The 21,444-nt window shown below is 65.5% G+C and carries 8 protein-coding genes; 7 read left to right on the forward strand and 1 reads right to left on the reverse strand.

The window, feature by feature from the left end; translation table 11 throughout:
* Nucleotides 1-10 precede the first annotated feature (10 nt).
* Nucleotides 11-1,843 (forward strand): Hsp70 family protein, encoded by a 1,833-nt coding sequence (locus tag OWR29_RS26450; RefSeq protein ID WP_267565947.1) that lies wholly within the window; start codon nt 11-13, stop codon nt 1,841-1,843.
* A 298-nt stretch (nt 1,844-2,141) separates the two neighbouring features.
* On the opposite strand, the gene OWR29_RS26455 is transcribed toward OWR29_RS26450, so the two are convergent.
* Entirely contained in the window at nt 2,142-2,726 is a 585-nt protein-coding gene (locus tag OWR29_RS26455; RefSeq protein WP_267565948.1) for a hypothetical protein, read from the reverse strand.
* A gap of 1,348 nt (nt 2,727-4,074) precedes the next feature.
* On the opposite strand from OWR29_RS26455, the gene OWR29_RS26460 reads away from it, so the two are divergent.
* The 6 genes from OWR29_RS26460 to OWR29_RS26485 all read left to right on the forward strand — a co-directional run bounded on the left by OWR29_RS26460 (nt 4,075) and on the right by OWR29_RS26485 (nt 21,086).
* Entirely contained in the window at nt 4,075-9,534 is a 5,460-nt protein-coding gene (locus OWR29_RS26460; RefSeq protein WP_267565949.1) for an NIDO-like domain-containing protein, read from the forward strand.
* An 86-nt stretch (nt 9,535-9,620) separates the two neighbouring features.
* Nucleotides 9,621-16,319 carry a polymorphic toxin-type HINT domain-containing protein gene (locus OWR29_RS26465; protein ID WP_267565950.1) on the forward strand — a complete coding sequence of 2,233 codons (6,699 nt, stop codon included), beginning with the start codon at nt 9,621-9,623 and terminating at the stop codon, nt 16,317-16,319.
* Nucleotides 16,309-16,719: a hypothetical protein gene (locus OWR29_RS26470; protein ID WP_267565951.1), complete on the forward strand. Its 411-nt coding sequence runs from the start codon at nt 16,309-16,311 to the stop codon at nt 16,717-16,719. Before OWR29_RS26465 ends, OWR29_RS26470 begins: the two co-directional genes overlap by 11 nt.
* A 401-nt stretch (nt 16,720-17,120) precedes the next feature.
* Nucleotides 17,121-17,435: a tetratricopeptide repeat protein gene (locus tag OWR29_RS48320; protein WP_267565952.1), complete on the forward strand. Its 315-nt coding sequence runs from the start codon at nt 17,121-17,123 to the stop codon at nt 17,433-17,435.
* A 1,438-nt stretch (nt 17,436-18,873) separates the two neighbouring features.
* The gene (locus tag OWR29_RS26480; protein ID WP_267566074.1) at nt 18,874-19,224 is read left to right on the forward strand and encodes an effector-associated constant component EACC1; all 351 of its coding nucleotides are present in this window, start codon (nt 18,874-18,876) and stop codon (nt 19,222-19,224) included.
* Nucleotides 19,221-21,086 carry a caspase, EACC1-associated type gene (locus OWR29_RS26485; RefSeq protein WP_267565953.1) on the forward strand — a complete coding sequence of 622 codons (1,866 nt, stop codon included), beginning with the start codon at nt 19,221-19,223 and terminating at the stop codon, nt 21,084-21,086. Before OWR29_RS26480 ends, OWR29_RS26485 begins: the two co-directional genes overlap by 4 nt.
* Nucleotides 21,087-21,444: the final 358 nt, after the last annotated feature.

A 21,444-nucleotide genomic window follows, 5' to 3' on the forward strand; every position in this document is an offset into this window, starting at 1 on the left:
ACTGGCCCGCGTGAATCCACAATTGACGATCGACTACGGGGCGGTCGCCACCCGAGCGGTACTGGTCTGGCCGGGCCGCTGGATACCGCTCGCCTTTGACGGGCAAGTAGAACTGTCCAGCGCTGTCCACTTGGCCGACGGCCACATCCTGGTCGGCTCACGCGCGTGGCAGTACGCCGAACACGATCCCGACGGGTTCGTTGCCTCGCCGCTGCACGCCGGCACGGGACAGATTCACGTACGCGGCACGGCAGTGGAAGTCGCCGACCTTGTCGCGGCGACGCTGCGCCACGTCCGGACTGAAGCCGTCCAGGCTGCCGGAGGACACATCGACGACGTCCGGCTGGTCGTCCCGGCCGGGTGGGGCCCACGCCGGCACACCTGGCTGCGGCACATCTGTCACACCGCCGGCCTACCGGTGACCCATCTGGTGACCACACCGGTCGCGGTTGCCCGGGCCGCCGTCCCAGCGCCGCAATCGCCGCCGACGCCGGGTGCGACCGCGCTCGTCATCGATGTGGGCTCCGGCTGCGAGGCCACCGTCGTCACCTACGGCCTTGAAGGGTGGGAGGTGCTGTCCACCCTGACCGATCCGGACGCCGGCGGCGACCGGATCGACGCCGCCCTGACCACCGCCGTGACCAAAGCCCAGACCGGACACCTCACGGCCGGGCAGCAGTGGACTCTGCTCGCCGCCGTCCGCGCCGCCAAACAAGCCTTGACCGGGCAAGCCGCCGTGACCGTACCCCTACCCGCCGCCCGGCCCGCCGCGGTCCTCACCCTCGCCGGCCTGCAGCAGGCAGCCCAGCCGGCCCTCGAACAAGCCGCCGCCCTGGCGGCAACCGCCGTCGCCAACGCCGACCTCACCGTCGAGCAGATCGGCGCCGTCCATGTCATCGGTGCCGCCGCCGCGACACCCGGCACCGACGCCACGATCGCTGCGAAGCTCGGCCGGCCGGTACAGCTAGCCCCCTACCCCGGCATGACCGCCGCGATCTGCGCCGCAGAGTCCACCACCCAGTCCGTGCCCGGGCCGGTTGCGCTGCCCCCGCTACGCCGACTGCTCGGCATGGCTGTGCCCGCCGTAGCGGCGCTGCTGCTCTACGCCCACTTCTTGCTCACGGCCGACTTCAACAACGGCACCCCGCAGCGGCCCCGCCCCGGCTACTACGTGCTGGCCAACTGGGGCGAACTCACCGTCGCCTGCGTCCTGATCTGCGTCACCGCACTGCAAGCCGCCGCAATCCTGGCCGCCCTGCTCGTCCACCAGAACCCAGCATCCGGCTCGGCCGGTCAGCCGCCTTCGCGGATCGCCGGTGGACTGCTCGCTGCGGCCGGGATCGGCGCCGCCCTCGCTGGTCTACTCGCCATCACCGCAGCCGAATTCTTCGCCCAGCCGATAGCCGATCTGATGCGGTGGGCGCTGCTGCCCCTTCTACCCCTGCTCACCGCCGCCATCGCCCTGGCCGCGGTGAGCCACCGGCTGCCGCAGCCACCGGCAAGCGGATGGGACAGCATGCTCGCTTTCCCCGCCCTGTCGGTGGTCACCGCAACTGCCGGCATAGCTGGTATCGCTCTGTGGTGGCACGGCCCTGTGCCTGCGGCACTTAATGGCTGGGCCGACATCCTCGGTACCGCCGGTGGCCTGTTGACCGGCGTCGCCGTCGCCGCCGCCCTTGTCCGGCACCCTGCCGGACGCGTCGTGCTGGCCGTCCTCGTCGGGTTCTGCACCTTGATCCTGTCCCGGTCCGGACCCGATACCGTGGCCGTCGTCTACGCCCTCAGCGTTGCCGCCTGGTGTGGCATCCGCGGCTGGACTGTCGGCCGCATCCCCAGCCCGTAGATGACGAGCACGGCATCCGCTGATCGAAGCCCCACCTCGTAAGACGGATGCCGATAGTTGTCGTCCCAGGTGTAGTAGCAGCTGCTCACTGCGAACTAAAGAGGTCGCGGACCCGCCACGCTGTGGGCCGATTCGACCCTTTCATTCTGGGGTTTTATAGGCGAGTGCCCGCGTAGGTATCTCGGCTGGCCGGGGGCACAAGGGAGGAAGGGCGTGCACGTCGCGAACGCGGCGCAGGCGCTTGTCAGTGACTCTCCGACGGTGTTGAGGCGCGCCCTATCCGCGTTGCGGTCGCAGATCAGGCGGGGCGTAGGTTGCCGGTCAGATCGTGCAGGATGGTGCCGAGCGTATCGGCGTGTGCTGTGATCTGGGCTTCGGTCTTGACGGGTTTGTCGAACGTGACGATGACGAAGAACCAGGCGTTCTTGGATGAGGTCGCCGCTTCCACCGGCCCCGACCCGTCGGCAGAGGCTGTGGCCAGGCCCTCGAAGCCGGGCAGCTCAATGACCTTCTGCCCTTCCGTCTTCTTCCGGGTCTGGTCAGATGCGATAACCTCGGCCCCGGCCTCGCTGTCCGCTGGGTCGTCACTGATTATCAGGCGAGTGCTGACGACAGAGACTTCCGCAGGGCGGTGTCGGTAGCTGCACATCACGCGCGTCTGACCTGGCTCTTCCAGTCCCGTCGACGGGCTCTTCAACGGCGTCGTCGAGGAGAAGCCCTGAGCCGTCAGCAATGGGCAGTCAACGGCCAGTTTGGCCCAGGAACTCGGTGCCGAGGTGGCGGCCGCTGGCAGTGCTGATCTGCCTGTCTCTCCGCCTGCGCAGGCGCTGAGCAGCAAGAATGCGCCTGCCGCTGCGCCCGCTCGACTGTAGTGCGTTCTCATGGGCAACCTCCGGCATACGGCAATACCGCGCAGAGGGTTGCACACCTCGCGGGCGTCGACGCACTCAGGGTCCATTGAGGATTCGGACCGACTATTGCGAGCTGAGCATCATCGGCCTGAGCACCTGGTCGCGGATCCCCCACTCACGCCGGAGGACTTGATGCAGGCGCAGGTGAAGGCTAACGGCCAAGAGCCATTTCAAACCCTAAATATATGTGATCCGCGTCACTTTCAGGCTGGGTCTGCGCTGGTGGCGCGGAGTGGCCTGGCGCTTGAACTACGGCGAGCAATATTCACGTCCAGCTTTATTTACAGCGATCACTCAAGTTGCCTACTCTTCGTGTTCTGATCATCACTTCAGCGGGGGCAGGCGTCGATGTCGCGTGGTCGTACGTGGGCCGAACGCGCCCAAAACCGGGTGCAGGCAGTCCTTGAGCCGGAGTGGGCCGGTGCCCGGCGCGGTGTAGCGCCTTGGGCAACGTCGGTCTCCGTTGAGAGGTCAAGGCGTACGCGTGTGGCTTTGGTCGGTGCCATAGCCCTGCTGGCATCAGGTTTAGCCGCGGTGGGCGTCGCCGAACCGGCGGTGGCCGCGCCGGCCGCGTGTGTCGCAGAGCAGGCGGACACTTCGGCCGCCCGCCGGACGGCCGAGGTGTGTCAGCGCCGGGTGGAGATTCTGTCCGAGCGTACCGAAGATGCGCAGACGTTCGTCAATCCGAATGGCACCTTGACGCTCGTGCAGTCGGTGGAACCGACGCGGGTGCGCCGGGGCAGCTCCTGGGTGCCAGTGGACACCACGCTGGTGAAGACCGCTGAGGGGGTGGCACCACGGGCGTCGGTGTTGCCGATGGTGTTTTCCGGCGGTGAAACGACGCTGGTCGGCAAGCTGCGCGATGGCGATCGCGAGCTGGCCATTACCTGGCCTGCCGTGTTGCCCAAGCCCGTGTTGAAGGGTTCATCGGCGGTGTACCGCGATGTGCTTCCCGGAGTAGACCTTCAAGTCAGCGCACAGGCGGTGGGGTTTTCGGAAGTTCTGGTGGTACGCAACGCGAAGGCGGCCGCCAACCCGAAGCTCGCTTCGTTGCGCTTCGGTCTGTCGACGAGCAGCGTTCAGGTGCACCCGACCGCCGGAGGAGGCTTCGAAGCCCGCGACAGCAAAGGCGCTCGGGTGTTCGCGGCTCCGGCACCACTGATGTGGGACTCGGGTAAATCGGCGGACTCCGCCCAGCCAGCCGGGACGGTGGCGGAGAAGCGAGCCACCAGGCCGGGAGCGGCCGGACCTCCCTCCGGTGGCGGCAAGCCGCGCACGAAACCGGGCGATGGCGACCGAGCTCGGCAGGTGGTGATGCCGGTGAAGGTGGACGCGAGCGCCCTGACCATCACACCGGACAAGGCGATGCTGGCTGACCCGCGGACGACGTTCCCGGTGTACATCGATCCGTCGGTGACCGGGCGGCTGGTGAACAACGAGTGGACGTCGGTGTGGAGCAAGCACCCGACAAGTTCGTTCTGGAAGAACTCCACTGCTCTGACCGATGCGAAGACGTTCGGAGCGGCCGGCGCCGGGCGCACGGAGGACTGTAAGGGCTGCCCTGATCACATCATCCGGTCGTTGTTCCGGCTGGACACCAGCAAGGTCAAGGACACCGAGGTCACGGCGGCCACGTTCATGATCAAGCAGACGCATGCCTGGACGTGCAACCCGGTCAGTAACGCGAAGGTGCAGCTCGCCGGCGGCTTCTCGGCGGCGACGACGTGGAACAACCAGCCCACCTGGTACAGCGGCTACACGGCGCAGAGCCCGGGTAACCACAAGGTCGGTTCAGTGCACGGCTGCGAGGGGCCGGCCGACGTCGAATTCAACGTCGAATCAGCCGTCAAACTGGGCGTCTCGAAAGGCTGGACCAGCGTCAACCTGGGGCTGCGCGCCGTCAACGAAGGCACGCTGACGCATTGGAAACGCTTCGATCCGTCCACCGCGCGGATCGCGATCGACTTCAACCGGCGGCCCGCAGTGCTGACCGAGCGTGCCGTGGACGGAAATAGCTGTTTCCAGGCCAAGAACCCACGCTACGTGCTGTGGACCGACCCGACCCTCTCTGGCCGGCACTCCGACCCCGACGGCGGGATTCTCACCACTGACTTCTACTGGTGGCCGAAGAACGGGTCACGAAGCGAGTCGAACAAGGTGTCGCAGCGCAACATCAGCGGCTCGCCGGTATCGGGCAAGATCCCGGCGGGACGGCTGACCGACGGCGGCACCTATGTCTGGCAGGCCAAGACGTCGGACGGCCACCTGGAGAAATGGTCAGGGCTGTGCGAGTTCACGGTCGACGCGACGCCACCACCGAAACCGGGTGCAATCACCTCGACGGACTACTCGAGCACGGCGCCGAGCGGCGGCGTCGGCATCCAAGGAACCTTCAAGATAGCGGCGCCCGCGACACGGCCGCAGGAGGTCGCGGCCTACCGCTGGTCATTGAATGCCGGCACCCGCAAGATCGTGCCGAAAAACGCCGACCACACCGGCACGGTGAAGACCCTGCCGCTGCACGAGGGCATCAACCAGCTGGAGGTCTGGTCGCAGGACCACGCCGGCCGGTTCTCGTCCGAACCGTCGATCTACCGGTTCACCGTCAAAGCCGGGACGGGACCTGCGGCGGAATGGACGTTCGATGAGGACGACGGTGCCGCCGCCGACATCAGCGAGCACGGCAACACCGCCACGCTCGGCGGCAGCGCGACCCGCGCGGCTGGACGTGCCGGCACCGGCAAGGCCCTGTCCCTCAACGGCGCCACCAGCTTCGCCGCCACCGCCGCAACGCCGACTTACCCGCACCCCACCACCGGCGCGCCCACGGCCGTTCGCACCGACGGCAGCTTCACCGTCACCGCCCGGGTGAGACTGACCTCGACCGCGAGCGTGACCGGGCAGCGCACCGCGATCGCCGCCTCCGGCAGCCGCACGTCGGCCTACACGCTGGGCTACTCAGGCCCGGACAACCGGTGGCGGTTCGCGATGGCCGGGTCCGACATCGACAACCCAGCCGGCGTCCAGGTGCTGTCCAACGCCGCCCCGACGGCCGGGAAGTGGACGCACCTGGCCGCCGTCTACAACGGCTCCACAAAGAAGCTCACCCTGTACGTCAACGGTGTTGCCCAGACAGCGACCGCGACGTTGACCGGCGGATTCAACGCCACCGGCGCGGTGACGATCGGCAAACGCAAATGGAACGGGGCCGACGACGGGTTCCTCAACGGCGCCGTCGACGACGTCCGGGTCTATACCTTCATCGAAACCGCCGCCCGCCTGGCCGAGCTTGCGGTGCCGCTACAACCGGTCATCACCTTGCCCAACGGGCCGGAAGCGGCCGCCGGCAGCACCGTGCCGGTGACATTCAACGGCGGCGGCGACACCAACATCACCAAGATCCGCTACAGCTTCGCCAGCGACGCGCTCGGCTCGACCGCCACCCTGGCCACGGCGGGCGGCAGCGTCACCGTGGCCGTGCCCGTCGGCACCAATCCAGGACAGTGGCAGCTGTTCGCGGCGGCGGTCGACGACGGCAACCGGGTCGGGCTACCCACCCAGATCGGCGTGGTGGTCAAACCGGCCGCCAGCCTGAACGGCTCCGTGCTCGACTTCACCACGTGGCTGCCCGCCGCCGGCGCGACCGTCCGGCTGCAGCCCGGCGGCCTCACGACCACCACCGACGCCGACGGCGCCTACGCCTTCGCCAACCTGAACCCCGGCATCTACACCGTCACGGCCAGCTCTGGCGGGCGGTGCGGCATCGCCGCCCGCCAGGAGTACGAGATCGACGGGCAAGGACTGACCCTCGACCTGCAACTGGTCCGCGCCTCCTCAGCGCTGGGGCACACCTGCGCCGAACGGACCGCCACATTCCCGACCGGAATCACCGTGCTGCCCCTGACCGGCGACAACGCGGTCACCACCATGGACCTGCCGTTCGCGTTCCCGTTCTACGGCGGCGCCTACCGCAGCGCCTGGGTCGACACCAACGGTCTGCTGTCGTTCGCCGACCCACTCGGCGCGCACCCGCACACCGCCGGCGCCCCGCTGGTAGCGGCGGCCGAGCCCAACGCGGTCATCGCCCCGTTCTGGGACGACCTGATCATCGACAGCTCGGCCAGTGTCCGCACCGCGGCCACCGGGACCGGCAGCAACCAGCAGATCGTCGTCGAATGGCGCAACGCCTCCCGTAAGGCCAACCCCAGTCAGCGGGTCAGCTTCGCCGTGACCCTAGCCGCCGACGGCACAGTCACCACCAATTACGACGGCCTGGACAACACCGCCGAGCAGGGCAGCAGCGCCCTGGTCGGTATCGAGTCAGCCGACGGGCAGGACGGCTTCGCCTACTCGGCCGACGAGGCATCGCTGGCCAACGGCAAGGCCATCGTGTTCACCCCGCCGGATGTCACCGGCGGCTTCGAGACCCACAACCTGAGCGGAACTCTGACCAACGCGGCCGGCCAGCGCGTTCCCGGCGCCACCGTTCAGCTCGATCCCAGCGGCCTGAGCACCACGACCGCCATCGACGGCACGTACACCTTCTTCGGAGTCGTCGCAGACAGCTACACCGTCAGCACCCGCAAGACGGGCCGCTGCGCAGACGTGGCCGAACGGCAGGTCGACCTGGCCGCCGACACCACCCTCGACCTGCGCCTGGGACCCGACCACGGCGCGATGGGCTACGCCTGCACGCTAGGCACGGCCAGCTACACCGCCGCCGGAACCGTCCTATCTCTGTCTGGCGACGACGCGGAAACCGAGGTGAACCTGCCGTTCCCCATGCCGTTCTACGGCCGTACCTCGAGCACCGCCACCGTGTCCACCAACGGCTGGGCCGCCGTCGGCGGCGGCTACCTTGAAGCGTTCTGGAGCGACCTGGTCATCGACGCCGCCGCCAGTGTCCGCACCCACACCCTCGGGACGACGCCCAATCGCAGCTTCGTCATCGAATGGCGCAACGCGCTGTTCCTCGACACCAGTGAACGCACCACCTTCGAGGCGGTCCTGCACGAGAACGGCGCCATCAGCTACCAGTACGGCGCCATGCCCACCGATCTGCACAAGGGCAGCAACGCCACCGTCGGTGTGGAAGCACTGTCCAGCCGCGTCGCCGACTACTACTCCAGCGGGCAGCCCGCCCTGACCCCGAACAGCTCCCTCACCTGGACCCCCGCCGCGGCCGGAGCCGTCCGGGGCGCGCTGACCGAGGCCGTAAGCACCACCCCGATCAGCGGCGTCCGCGTGACCCTCAACCCCGGAAACCGCACCACCACCACCGACACCGACGGCAACTACCAGTTCACCGGCCTGCCACCCGGGGCCTACCAGCTGAGCGCCTCCCGCGGCGACGACCGCTGCCTCGGCCAGTACGCCACCGCCACCGTCTACAAGACGGCCGGCGACGCCACCGAAGACCTCTCACTCAACGACGACGCCGACAACTACTACCACTGCACGACCACCGCGCAGCCGTTCACCGCGGCCGGGACCGTCCAACCCTGGACCGGCGACGACCAGATGTGGCACACCACCGCCCCGTTCCCGCTGCACCTCTATGGCGAGACCACCACCGACGTGTGGGTCTCCAGCAATGGATTCGTCAGCTTCGCCCCCGAAGGCGGAACCGACCCGGCAACCACACCGATCCCGTCCGGCGCCGTGGACGGCACCCCCAACAGCGCCGTCTACCCCTTCTGGGGTGACTGGGACATCGACAGCCAATCCGCCATCGCCACCCAGGTGACCGGCACCGCACCGAACCGGCAATGGATCGTCGAATGGCGCAACGCCGCCGCCTACGGCAACACCACCGACCGGGTGTCGTTCGAAGTAATCTTCGCTGAGAACGGCGCCATTACCTTCGCCTACGACGGCATCGACCCCGACAACCCGGTCGAACGCGGCAACCAAGGCACCGTCGGCATCGAGAACACCGACGGCACCGTCGCCTTCCAGCACCTGTACGCCACCGACCTGCTCACCGATGGCGCCGGCGTACGCTTCACGCCCGACGCGCCCGCCACCAACGCGATCACCGGCACCATTACCTGCGCCGACAACCCGGTCGAGGGCGCCACCGTCACCGCTGGCGGCGTCACCGCCACCACCGGCTACGACGGCACCTACTACCTCGCCGATGTCCCCGCCAAGACCTGGACTGTGCTCGCCGGCATCCCCGGCGGTGACTGCACCGGCTCCCTGACCAAGCCGGCCCTGGTCGGCCGTAACAACGCCACGGTGAACTTCGCCGCCACGGTCGCCACCGCCTACACCATCACCGAAACACCCATCGCGTACACGGCGCTGACCGGCAACGATCTGCTCACCGGCTACCAGAGCTGGGCCTCCGTCGATCTACCGTTCCCCGTACAGCTCTACGGCGCCAGCAGCCAAACCCTGCGCATCGGTTCCGAAGGCACCCTCGACCTGGCCGGCGGCTACCTGTACCCGTTCCGCGGCGACTGGGAAGCCGACGGGCAATCCGACGTCTTGACAGCCGTGCGCGGCACCGCACCGAACCGGCAGTACGTCATCGAATGGCGCAACCTGCGCCACCACGACGACACCAGCACCCGGTTCAGCTTCCAGGTGATCCTCGACGAGACCGGCGGCATCGGCTACGTCTACCCGGGCAACGACGGCACCTATCTGCAAAGCGGCGGCATGGCGCTCGTAGGCCTGCAAGCCGGCGACGGCAGCAACACGCTGCTCTACGCCGACCGGCAAGCCGTCCTGCGCCCCGGCTACGGCCTGCGCATCACCCCTGCCACCTCCTGACCGACCGGCTCAGGCGGCCGGCCGCCTGAGCCCCTCCAGCACCCCCGCCCCTGCACGGTTTCCCCCACACCACCTGGGAGTGTCCGGTGAGCACAACCCCCTCCACCCTGTCCCGGCGGCGACCACTGGCCGCCGTGCTGACCGCCGTGCTGACCGTCGGCATCCTCCAGGCCCCCGCCCAGGCAGCGACACCCGAGCCGTACACCCCACCGGCCACCAAAGCCGTACCGGTGGTGCCCACCGAGATCGCGAAGATCCCACCACCGGTCGCCGCCAAGCAGCCACCGCCGGCGGCCGCGCGGCCCACCCCCGTCTGGCCGGCATCGGGCACCCAGGAGATCGACATCTCAGCCCCGGCGGCCAGCGGCACCTCCGTCAGCGTCACCGCCCGGCAGCTGTCATCCGCCGGCCGGGCATCCGAGCCCACCGCCGGCCGGATCCGGGTGCAAACGCTGGACAGGGCAGCAACCGAACGCGCCGGTGTGCGCGGCGTGCTCATGCGTGTCAGCCGCGAAGATGCCGCCGCCAGCGTGCCGGCCACCTTGACGGTGAACTACGGCGCCTACGCGAGCGCCTACGGCGCAGACTGGTCGAGCCGGCTGCGCCTGACCACCGTCCCCGTGTGTGCCCTCACCCGTCCCGCGGACGCTGCATGCACCATGAGGCCGCTGGTATCGGCGAACGACAGCACAGCGCAGACCGTGTCCGCCGACATCGCCGTCAGCGGTGTGCAGACGCTGATCGCGCTCACCGCCGCGCCCGGCGGACCAGCCGGAGACTACGCGGCCAGCCCGCTGAGCGCCTCCTCCACATGGTCCGCCGGCGGCAACTCGGGCGCTTTCACCTGGTCCTATCCGATGCGGACCCCACCGTCACTCGGCCGGCCGGCGCCGACGGTCACGCTGTCGTACAACTCGCAGTCGGTCGACGGCATGCACGCCGCGTCGAACAACCAGCCGTCCTGGATCGGCCAAGGCTTCGACATGACTGCCGGCGGGTTCATCGAGCGCAAATACCTGCCCTGCGCCGAAGACATGGACGGTCAGGCCAACAACACCAAAAAGACCGGCGATCTGTGCTGGGAAACCGACAACGCCACCCTGTCGCTCGCCGGACACTCCGGCGAACTGATCTACAACGCCTCCGAGAAGCGGTGGCACCTACGCAGCGACGACGGCTCCCGGATCGAACGCAGAAACGACACCACCAACGGCGACAACAACAACGAATACTGGGTGCTCACCACCACCGACGGAACCCAATACTGGTTCGGGCGGCACCGCCTGCCCGGCTGGACCACCAACAAACCGGTCACCTACTCGACGCTGACCGTGCCCGTCTTCGGTAACGACCCCAACGAGGAATGCCACGCCACCGCGTTCGCCGACTCCGACTGCCTGCAGGCTTGGCGCTGGAACCTCGACTACGTCGTCGACCCCGGCGGCAACTCGATGTCGTACTGGTACACCAAAGAATCCAACAAATACGCCCGCAACTTCGATCCCGACGACGCCGCCAGCTACGACCGATCAGCCTGGCTGGACCACATCGACTACGGCACCCGCCGCATCAACGGCGTCGACTCCGCTCTGAACTCCCTTGCGCCGATGCGCGTCGAGTTCACCCCCGGCAACCGGTGCCTGGCCGACTGCGGCACCCACGACGCCGGCCACTGGCCCGACGTGCCCTGGGACTCTGAATGCACGGGCGACACCTGCGAAGAAGTGCTCACCCCCACGTTCTGGAGCACCAAACGCCTGGCCACCGTGACCACACGGGTGCGCACCAGCCCGACCACCTACAAAGACGTCGAGCGGTGGACCCTCAAACACAGCTTCCCCGACCCGGGCGACGGCACCCAAGCCGGGCTGTGGCTGTCGAAGCTGTCCCACGCCGGACTGGTCGGCGACACCGCCACCGTGCCCGACGTCGAATTCACACCCGTCCAGAAAGCGAACCGGGTCGACACCATCGACTTCGCCGAAGCGATGAAATGGATGCGCATCGAAAAGATCCGCACCGAGACGGGCGGCACCATCGGCGTCGAGTACTCAGAAGCCGAATGCAAGCCAGGGCAAGCGCGACCAGCGCCGGAAAACAACACCAGCCGCTGCTACCCGGTCTACTGGGTACCCGAAGGCAAGTCCGCGCCGGTGCGGGACTGGTTCAACAAGTACGTCGTCAAGACCATCTTCGAGAACGACAACACCGGTGGAGCGCCGCCGAAGGGCAGTCCCCGCGTCATCTACTCCTACGACTACCTCGACGGCGCGGCCTGGCACTACACCGACGACGACGGCCTGGTGAAGAAGAAGTACAAGACCTGGTCGGACTACCGCGGCTACGGCCGGGTCGGTGTGACCGTCGGCGACGCGGACCAGCAGCCCACCTATACCGAAACCCGCTACTTCCGCGGCATGAACGACGACCGGGCCGACCCCGACGACCCGACCGCGAAACGTCCCGCGTCCCTCGACGGCATCGCCGACGAGGACTGGCACGCCGGCACGGTACGCGAAAGCACAGTCCTCAACGGGCCCAAGGGCGCCGTCGTCTCCCGCGAGCTGTCCACACCATGGGCGTCCGCGCCCACGGCGACCCGGACCATCAACGGTGACACCGTGACCGCCCGGCACACCGGCATCGGAACACAGACGTCACACATCACCCTGGACGGCGGACGAGGCGAACGGGTGACCAAGGCCGTCACCACATACGACTCCTACGGCATGCCCAGCGTGGTCGACAACCTCGGCCAAGACGGCGTCAGCGGCGACGAGCAGTGCACCCGTACGGACTACATCCGCAACACCACCGCATGGATCGTGGACAAGCCGCAACGCGTCCGCACCTTCGCCGTCAAATGCGCCGACACCAGCGGCACACTCACCACAGCCGACGTGATCGGTGAAACCCGGACCAGCTACGACACCAAGGACTACGGCGTCGCGCCGACCTGGGGCTTGCCCACACGAACCCAGGAGCTGTCCGACTGGAACAACGGCACCCCGACGTTCATCGAAGCCAACAAAGCCGGCTACGACGTCCACGGCCGTCCCGTCTCGGTCTCCGACGCCAGACAGGCCACCAGCACGATCGACTACACGCCCAAGCAGGACGGGCCGGTCACCGCCACGGTGACCAAGAACCCACTGCTGCACGACACCACGGTCGCCCTGGAACCCGCCTGGGGCTCGACGACGGCCACCGTCGACCCGAACGGCAAACGCACTGACATCACCTACGATCCGCTCGGCCGCACCACCGCCGTCTGGACCCCTGGACGGGTCAAGGGCACCGACAGCGCGGCCGAAAAATACAGCTATGAACTCAACGCTGACGCCCCCAGCGTGGTGTCCACCTCGAGCCTGAACGCGACCGGCTCCTACGTCACGTCCTACACCCTCTATGACGGTCTCCTACGGCCGCGCCAGACGCAGATGCCCTCACCCGCCGGCGGACGCCTGCTCACCGAGAGCTTCTACGACAGCGCCGGACGGCAAGTGCTCGCCTTCGGCTCCTATCACGCTGACGGCGCGGCCGGCGGCACATTGATGGCCTCCAAGGACCGAGCATTCGTGGAACGGCAGACCCGAACCGTCTACGACGGTGCCGGCCGCGTCGTCGCCGAGGTCTTCCAGCCCAACGGGGTCGAACGCTGGCGCACCACCACTACCTACGGCGGCGACCGCACCGACATCACCCCACCCGAAGGCGGAACCGCCAGCTCGACCATCACCGATGCCCGCGACCGCACCGTCGAACTGCGCCAATACCACGGCCCCAACCCGACACCGGGCACGGCCGGCAGCTGGGACAACACCAGGTACAGCTTCGACCGGCGCGGCAACCTCAGCGCCGTCGTCGACACCCTCGGCAACGACTGGACCTACACCTACGACGCGCGCGGCCGGGCAACGCTGATCGACGACCCGGGCAAGGGCAAGACGAGCCTCACCTACGACAACAACGGCAACGTCACCACATCAAAAGACGCGCGCGGCAAGACGATCGCCTACGCCTATGACACGCTCAACCGCCGACGCGACGCCTACGACAATCAGATCGGTGGCCCCCGCCGGGCCCAATGGATCTACGACACCGTCGCCAAGGGGCAGCTCTCCCAATCGACCCGCTACGTCGGCACCGCGCCGTACCAGTCGAAGATCGACGAGTACAACGACCGCTACCAGCCGACCAAAGCCTCTCTGATCATCCCCGACAGCCAGACCGGACTGTCCGGCACCTACAACTACGAAACCACCTACAACATCGACGGCTCGGCCAACTCGACCAGCCTGCCGGAAACCAACACCGGGCTACCAGCAGAAACACTCACCACCAGCTACGACACCTTCGGGCAGCCACGCACCCTGACCACGCTGTACGGCACACAGAACCTGTCCTACGTCAATGACGCCTCCTACAACGCCTACGGCGAGCTCAACAACGTCGACCTATATCTCGGCAGCGGCGGGCACGTCTACACCCGCTACGACCGCGACCTGGCCACCGGCCGACTCACCAATATTCGCACCGACCGCGACTCGGTAGCCCCGTACATCGTCGCCGACACCGCCTACCAGTACGACAAGGCCGGCAACGTCACCCAGATCGTCGACACGGCACCCGACCCGCAAGACGACAACCAGTGCTTCACCTACGACTACCTGCGCCGGCTCACCGAAGCCTGGACACCTGCCGACGGCAACTGCGACGCCGCGCCGACGTCAGTGACGCAGCTCGGCGGCCCGGCCGCCTACTGGAACACCTGGCAGTACGACCCCATCGGCAACCGCAAGAAAGAGACCATCCACTCCGCTGCCGGCGACCGCAGCACCGACTACACCTATCCGACACCCGGCCCCACCGCCATCCGCCCGCACGCCGTCAACGCCATATCCGGCAGCACCACCGGCAGCTTCACCTACAACGAGACCGGCGACATGCTCACGCGGCCGACACCGTCGGCCGGCACCCAGACCATGGCCTGGGACCCCGAAGGAAATCTCGAATCCTCCAGCGACACCAGCGGACGCACTACCTACATCTACGACGCCGACGGCAACCGCCTCGTCCGCGACGACCCGACCGGTAAGACCCTCTACCTGCCCGGCCAGGAAATCCGCTTCACCAAGAACACCACCGCCCGGACCGGCACCCGTTACTACAGCTTCGCCGGAAGCACCATCGCCTCGCGCACAAGCTCCGGAGTGACCTGGCTCGCGTCCGACCACCAAGGATCCGCGCAGATCGCCATCGCAGCCGGCACCCAGCAGGCCTCCGCCCGACGACAGACCCCCTTCGGCACCCCGCGCGGCACGACCGCCGCCTGGCCCAACGACAAAGGCTTCGTCGGCGGCACCATCGACAACACCGGACTGACCCACCTCGGCGCCCGCGAGTACGCCCCCGACCTCGGCCGGTTCATCTCCGTCGACCCCGCCCAAGATCTCTCTGACCCGCAGCAATGGAATGCCTACGCCTACGCCAACAACAGCCCGGTCACGCTGAGCGACCCCACCGGTCTCATCCCCAAAGACCCCGACCTAGACGACCGGTACGGCCGCGAGAAAAAAGGAACAGGTAAGTACAAAAATCGCACCGCGAAAAGGGGCCAGTCGGACGATTACCACGGCAAAGCAACCGTCTACGAAAACCCCGACCAGGGCACCGCAGCCATCTGCATCACCGACTACGGCTGCCTGGACAGCTGGCAGGTCACCAATATCGAGTCCTACATAACCGCCTACAACGAAGCAGTCGCCAGACTCACCAAGGCAAACGGCGGACGGTCACTCCGCGACTTCCAGTACGCCGCTGCCATGCTCGAAGCCTGCATGGCAGGCCAATGGAAACTTGCCAACTGCAGCAGCCAGACCTACCCCATTCTGGTTGACATCGCCGATAAGAGCGCCGTAGCCGCCGCCGAATCAGATCACGGAACCTCCGGCGCCAACGAGGCTGCCTCAGCCGTCTTCGCCGGCCTCATGACCGTCGCAGAAGTTGCGACGGCATGCAGAATCGGAGCAGGAGGAACCGGTCGAAGGAGCTTCTCCGGAGAAACGCCGGTCCTGCTCGCGGACAGATCCACCAAATTCATCGCAGATATCGACGTCGGCGACGTAGTTCTAGCCACCGACCCGGAGACAGGTGAGCAAGGCCCACGCAAGGTGACCGCAACATGGGTCCACCAAGACGATCTTTACGTCCTGATGGTGGATGGTCAGCCGCTTACCACGACCGAAGATCACCCCTTCTGGAATCAGACGGACCATCAGTGGCAGCGTGCGGACGAACTCGACCTCGGTGACGATCTGCTAAGCGCGAGCGGCGACATCGCCGAAGTCGATGGCCTCTCATCCGTGAAGAACCGTGCGGCGGCCTTCAACCTGACCGTGGACGGCTTGCACACCTACTATGTGCTGGCTGGCGAGACGCCAGTACTCGTCCACAACGTTGGCTGTGGGTCCAGTGCGAGCGACGGTCCAGGAGTCACGGCACTCGGAACAAAGAACTCGCTGAAGCTACTGGATCGCGACAAAATCAACATCCTTCAACTTCCGGGCAAGGGTTCCGGACGGTGGAACTGGACGCGAAACAAGCGCTTCATCGATGAGGCAGACGCTCGGGGAGACGAGATCCGGCTGTACACGGACCCATCTGAGACCCTTTACAGAGGTGGCAATGTATTCAAAAAGGAAATAAAATACCTTGATGGTCTCGGGTACCGTCACTTCGAGAAAGTTGACGATTACTGGGTGGTGACGCGTCATGGATCGTGACAGAAAAATGAAGCCAGCTCAGCGCTTCAAAGTGGAAGCAGTCGAACGGTACGAATTCTTGAATACTTCTTTCGGCTTTGAGGGACCGGACGTGGCCGACGACCTTGTCGGGTACCACTCAGGGAACTACTCGATATATGTCATGCACGACGATTTCGACAAGTCGGCGATTACCGTGGTTACTCGCCGGGTCGGTGAGTCGACTCGGCGGGCAGAGCTTTCCTGTCTATATGCGTCTGCCGGGCTCGGGCCTGCGCAAGACATCAAGACGGGGGCTCGCACTTCCCGCCTGGTCGCAGATTCGATTGCTAGTCAAGCAGACAAACTCAAACTTGTCTTGCCCATCTTGGACGGACAGAAAGGGGAGGAGCTCATGGAAACCTGTCATGCTCGCTATTAATCTCGAGCTGCCTGCACGACCTCCAAGCCGCAGGACTCATCGAGCTTGCAGCAATCGCACTTCTCGGACGCAGACTCATCGGGTTCGCCCGCAGCGAGTCCCAGGATGTGGCGACCCGGGCGCACGGAGGCCGGCACGAACCAAAGACGACATCTTCAGGCGAGCCGATGGGTTGACGGAATCACTTTATCGACCAGGCGACGGCCGACTTCAAGCATCCGCCGGCTCGTCATGACGCGGCAGTTGCGAGCTACGCCTTCGACGACCGGCAGCTCGAGGGCCGCCCGCCACCGTGCCGATCCAGGTCGCGGCCGTCAAGGCCGGTTGCCGGTAGGCACAGCGACCAGGCTCCCAGCAGTAGCAAGCGAAAGTCTGCTGATCAGCGTGGCGGGCGAATCTTGGTGACGCTCAGCAACATCGGCCTCGTGCACAACGGGCGGGGGGATCGGCGGCAGGGTTTGGCCTACTTCGAGCAGGCGTTGCCGATCATGCGGGAGGTCGGTGACCGGGCCGGCGAGCAACCACCCTATACAACATCGCGGCGATCCACCGGGCTGAGGGCAGGTTGGATCAGGCGATCGCTGAACTGGAACGCGTCGTCGACCTCGACCGTCAAGTCGGCCATCCCGATCTTGTCACCGACGCGGCCCTGCTCGAACGACTACGCCGGGAACGGGCAGAGTCGTAAGACCGATTGCGTCAGCCGCACCCCGTAATACCTGAGACGTGGTTGGGTCTCAACGTCAGCGTGACAGATCTGAACGTTATCGACCTGGCTCGGCGCTGGTGAGCCGAATAGCGGATGGCGCTCGGCCAATGAGCGGTGAACTCGTCACGAGTGATCTGCCAAACCCTACGCGGCAGGCGAATCCGCGCGACCAGAAAACTGCAGCAGTGAGCTTAGATGGGTAGCGCCTCGCCCCGCCGGCCGGGTAACCGAGAGCTCTTTGTTGGCGAGGTGTGGCGCGAGGAGTGCGTGAGCTGGAAGGCCGGGATGACGCTGGGACGCGACTACGCCTTCTCGGATCATTTGAAAGCCCTGGAGGACACGGTCTCCCGCAGGCAGATTGGCTGCGCATGCATCTTCGGGGAGGGCCGAGGGTAGCTGTCTAGTGTGCGCCGTCCAGTCTGTACCGGGGGGTAGGGTGCGCCATCTCGCACATGCCTAGCCCATGCCCTAGACTGGCAACGTCTGACGGCGCTACCGCTCTGCGGTCCGCCGCTCTAAGCGTTCTTGATGTTTGTACTCCGCTGCAAGGGCTGCTTTCCTTCTTGGCTCTTGCTCCCGCGCGAGGTTGTCAAGTAGTAGGTCGTCCATGTAGTTGCCGCCCGGATCAAACCTACCGGGAATGGTAAGCGTGAAACCGCTAGGCCGATCAGCCCACGCGCTATGAGCAAAAGCATTGAACACCAGCCTTACCATCCAGTAACTCCATCGGGACGCTGCAGCTAGCCCACGGTCACCGGCGCCGAGTACCTTGCCATCGACTCAGATTTGAACATCGTGAGGATTCGAGGGCGGAAAGTTCACCTAGGCGGGCTGGTGTCGTGGCAACCCGTCAGGCGAGAGCGACGCAGGCGCCGAATCATACTGACGCCCATAAGGTCGCCAGATGCTGACCGGATTGCCGGCAGCTGAGGGCGCGCAGTTGGACCAGCCGCTGCACGACCTGTTGGCCACCTCGTTTCGGATCGACCTGTGGGGTGCCGCATATCAGCTCAACGGTGGCTGCTCCGAGTACTTTCGTGGCTGGCCCTATGTCAACAGGTGGGTGCTATTCGACCACAGGCGCGTCGGGTTTGCGCCAGCTTGGATTAGGGCGTGAGTGAGCGGGCCGAGGAATAGCTGGTCGACACCGAGCAGGGAGGCCAGGCGATACTGCACGTCTCCCGACTCTCATCTAGGAAGCTGCTCGAACCCACTAAAGATCATCCCCTGACGTAGCCGATAGTTACCGCAGCCGATCGGAACGTTTTGGCCGTATTTCCGAAATGAGCTAAGGGTGACATAAACACGAATTCGAGTGTTCTCGTCGAGCCTGCTGCCCAGAATCAGGTATTTGTCGGTGGTGTACCGGCAGAAGCAAGGTGCGGCAGCGTCCGTCCGCTAAGGTGTTCATTTTGATGGGAAGCGCGGCGAAGGAACTTGCGAACATGGTTCACGATGCAGACCAGAGGAACGCGTCAACCGTACGACTGACCGTCGAAGTACCTGACGCAAGCCTAGTGTCGTCGCTGGTGCGCTGGATCGAACGGCTGCCGGGCGCGCGTACGGAGCGATCAACTGCGCCTCCAAGACAAGGCGAGTTGGGAACCGTGGACATCGTGATCGCGATCATTAGCAGTTCAGGTGTCGCAGCGCTCATTCAAACCCTGCCGGAATTTCTGCGCGCGAAGCGCTCACCGATCACGATCAAGCTGCGCCGCAACGAGACCGAGGTTGAGGTAAGCGCGTCGAGCATGGACGATGTCTCGACCATGGTGGACAAGCTGCTCAAGAAGTGAGTGATTTCGACCTAGGCCGGTCTCGTGCGGTCCTGATTGGGTCATGGTCCTTCACCTCAACCGACTTACCGGACGTCCCCGCGGCGCGTTGCAGCCTGGAGGCCATGCGTGCCACTCTGGAAAGCGATCTTTGTGGCTGGCCGGCGGACAGCCTTACCGTCGTCAGTAATCCTGAACGCCCCGCCGACCTTCCTGATCAATTGATGCGCACATTTGCCGAAGCAGCCGATGTTGCACTATTCTATTTTGTCGGCCACGGCCAGGTCGACGAAGAGGACCAGCTCTGCTTGTGCACCAGGAATTCGGTCACTGAGTCGCCGCGTCGTAGCACAACCAGCTTGCCTTACGACGTGGTGCGACGCGCGCTCCAACGATCCCCTGCTCGAGTGAAGATCGTCGTTCTCGATTGTTGCTACTCAGGCATCGCAACCGAACAGTCCAACAGCCTTTCCGGATCTGCCACGGATTTGGCCGTCCGCGCACGCTCCAACGGTGTTTACACCGTTGCGGCGAGCGGTCCGTACGGCACCGCCTGGTTCGAGCCCGAGGGCACGACTGACGATCCTCCCATGACCTACTTCACGAAGTACTTCACTCAGATTGTGCGGGACGGCATCGCCGACGAACCCAGCTTGCTGCGACTGAACCCCATCTACCTCGAGGTCCACGCCCGACTGGTAGCCGACGGTAAACCCGCTCCCACTCGTCGAGCTAGCGATACTGCGGACGAGTTCCCCTTTGCGCGGAACGCCTCCCCTGCAGTACGTCCAACCGGTTCAGGCCGCCTGGAACTCGAGACTCTTCTGGCGGCCAGGGAGAAAGAACTCGAAGGCTCACGCATAGAACAAAAACAGCTTGCGGAGCAACTTGCCGAGATCCGCTCTTTCTTGGAGACCGCCCGGCATCAGCCGGCTGTCGCCTCCCATAGCGGGCTCGCCAACATCGAGCAAGAGGTCGGCGCACTCGTGGGTGAGCTGAGAGAGGCGCGGGACCGTGTGCGCCGAGATGAGCAGCGAGTTGACGAGCTGAGTCAAACCAGCAACCCCGCCGGAGTTGCCGATCAAACTAAGAGCCTGGATAAGCCGTTGGCTCCGGTCGAACTTATCCCGATCGGCGAAACGCAACCCGGGCCGCCCCGCCCTCGGATCCATATTTCCACCATGCGATGGCTTGCTGCGCTTTGCGGTACCGCTTTCCTAATCGCCTCTGCGGTCCTCATCGGAAACGGCCAGTTCGACCGCGGCGCCACCGGCAGAACGGACAGTATTACCAGTCTCTCGCCAACAACCCAATCCGACTCACGCGCGCCGAACGTAGCCACCAGCAGACCCTCTGCCACCAATTTTGACAGCGGAGAAACCTCATATCTGTACGCGCCATCAGCACCGTTCACCGCCGAATCACCGTGGCGCCTTCAGGTCACTGGATCAGCCTGCTCGGTATACCTGCTGAATAGCCAAGGTGACGAGATCGGAACGGTGTACAGTCGCAGCGAGCAGTCCGCGACGCACTGGCTGCAAGTTCGAACCTCCGGCACCTTCCGCTACCAGATCGCCAAGGACTTTGAATGTAACGCCCGCCGTGTCGCTGGTGCGGGCAGAGCATCACTCCCTGCGAAGATATCCCGATCGTCGTCTGATTCGCTCGGCATAACGGATACTCGACAGCTCCACGTCGTGGCGACGCCGGCTGAAGATCAATGCGATGTGGCGGTACGCGACAGCAGCGACGGAAAAGCGCTAATAGAGAAGATTGGAAATCCGGGCGAGGTGCTGACGTTCAATTTCAACACGGGTGGGAAAGATGTCTATCTCAGTGCTGGAGTGACCAACTGTACGGTAACCGTGAGCGCAGCCAAGTGATGGCAAGCCGAACGAATCCGACGTGCCGGTGTCAACGTGACTCTATAAATCGCTGGGACGGCGAAACCCTAGATCCGGAATCGAGGGTCGCAGCCAGATTTGTCCGTATTGCCGGTCAACGAAGTTCGCCGGTCATCGCCGATGGGCTTTGCAGATTACTTACATCGGCATGAGCGTGCGCCGCTTAGCACGGCGCAGCTGGGGGTCTCGAGGTTAGGCGAGAGTACAACTATTGCAGTGCGCTGCGCGCGCCGGCAACTGCTGGAGGTGCTCCTCCGACGTGAAAGCCCGTTATCGACGCGGCCCTCTCACCGCCCCTCGTGAGGCCATCCCGCATTTCTTGATATGGGGTAACGGG

It is taken from the genome of Paractinoplanes pyxinae, assembly GCF_026626335.1.
Taxonomy (GTDB): Bacteria; Actinomycetota; Actinomycetes; order Mycobacteriales; family Micromonosporaceae; genus Actinoplanes; species Actinoplanes pyxinae.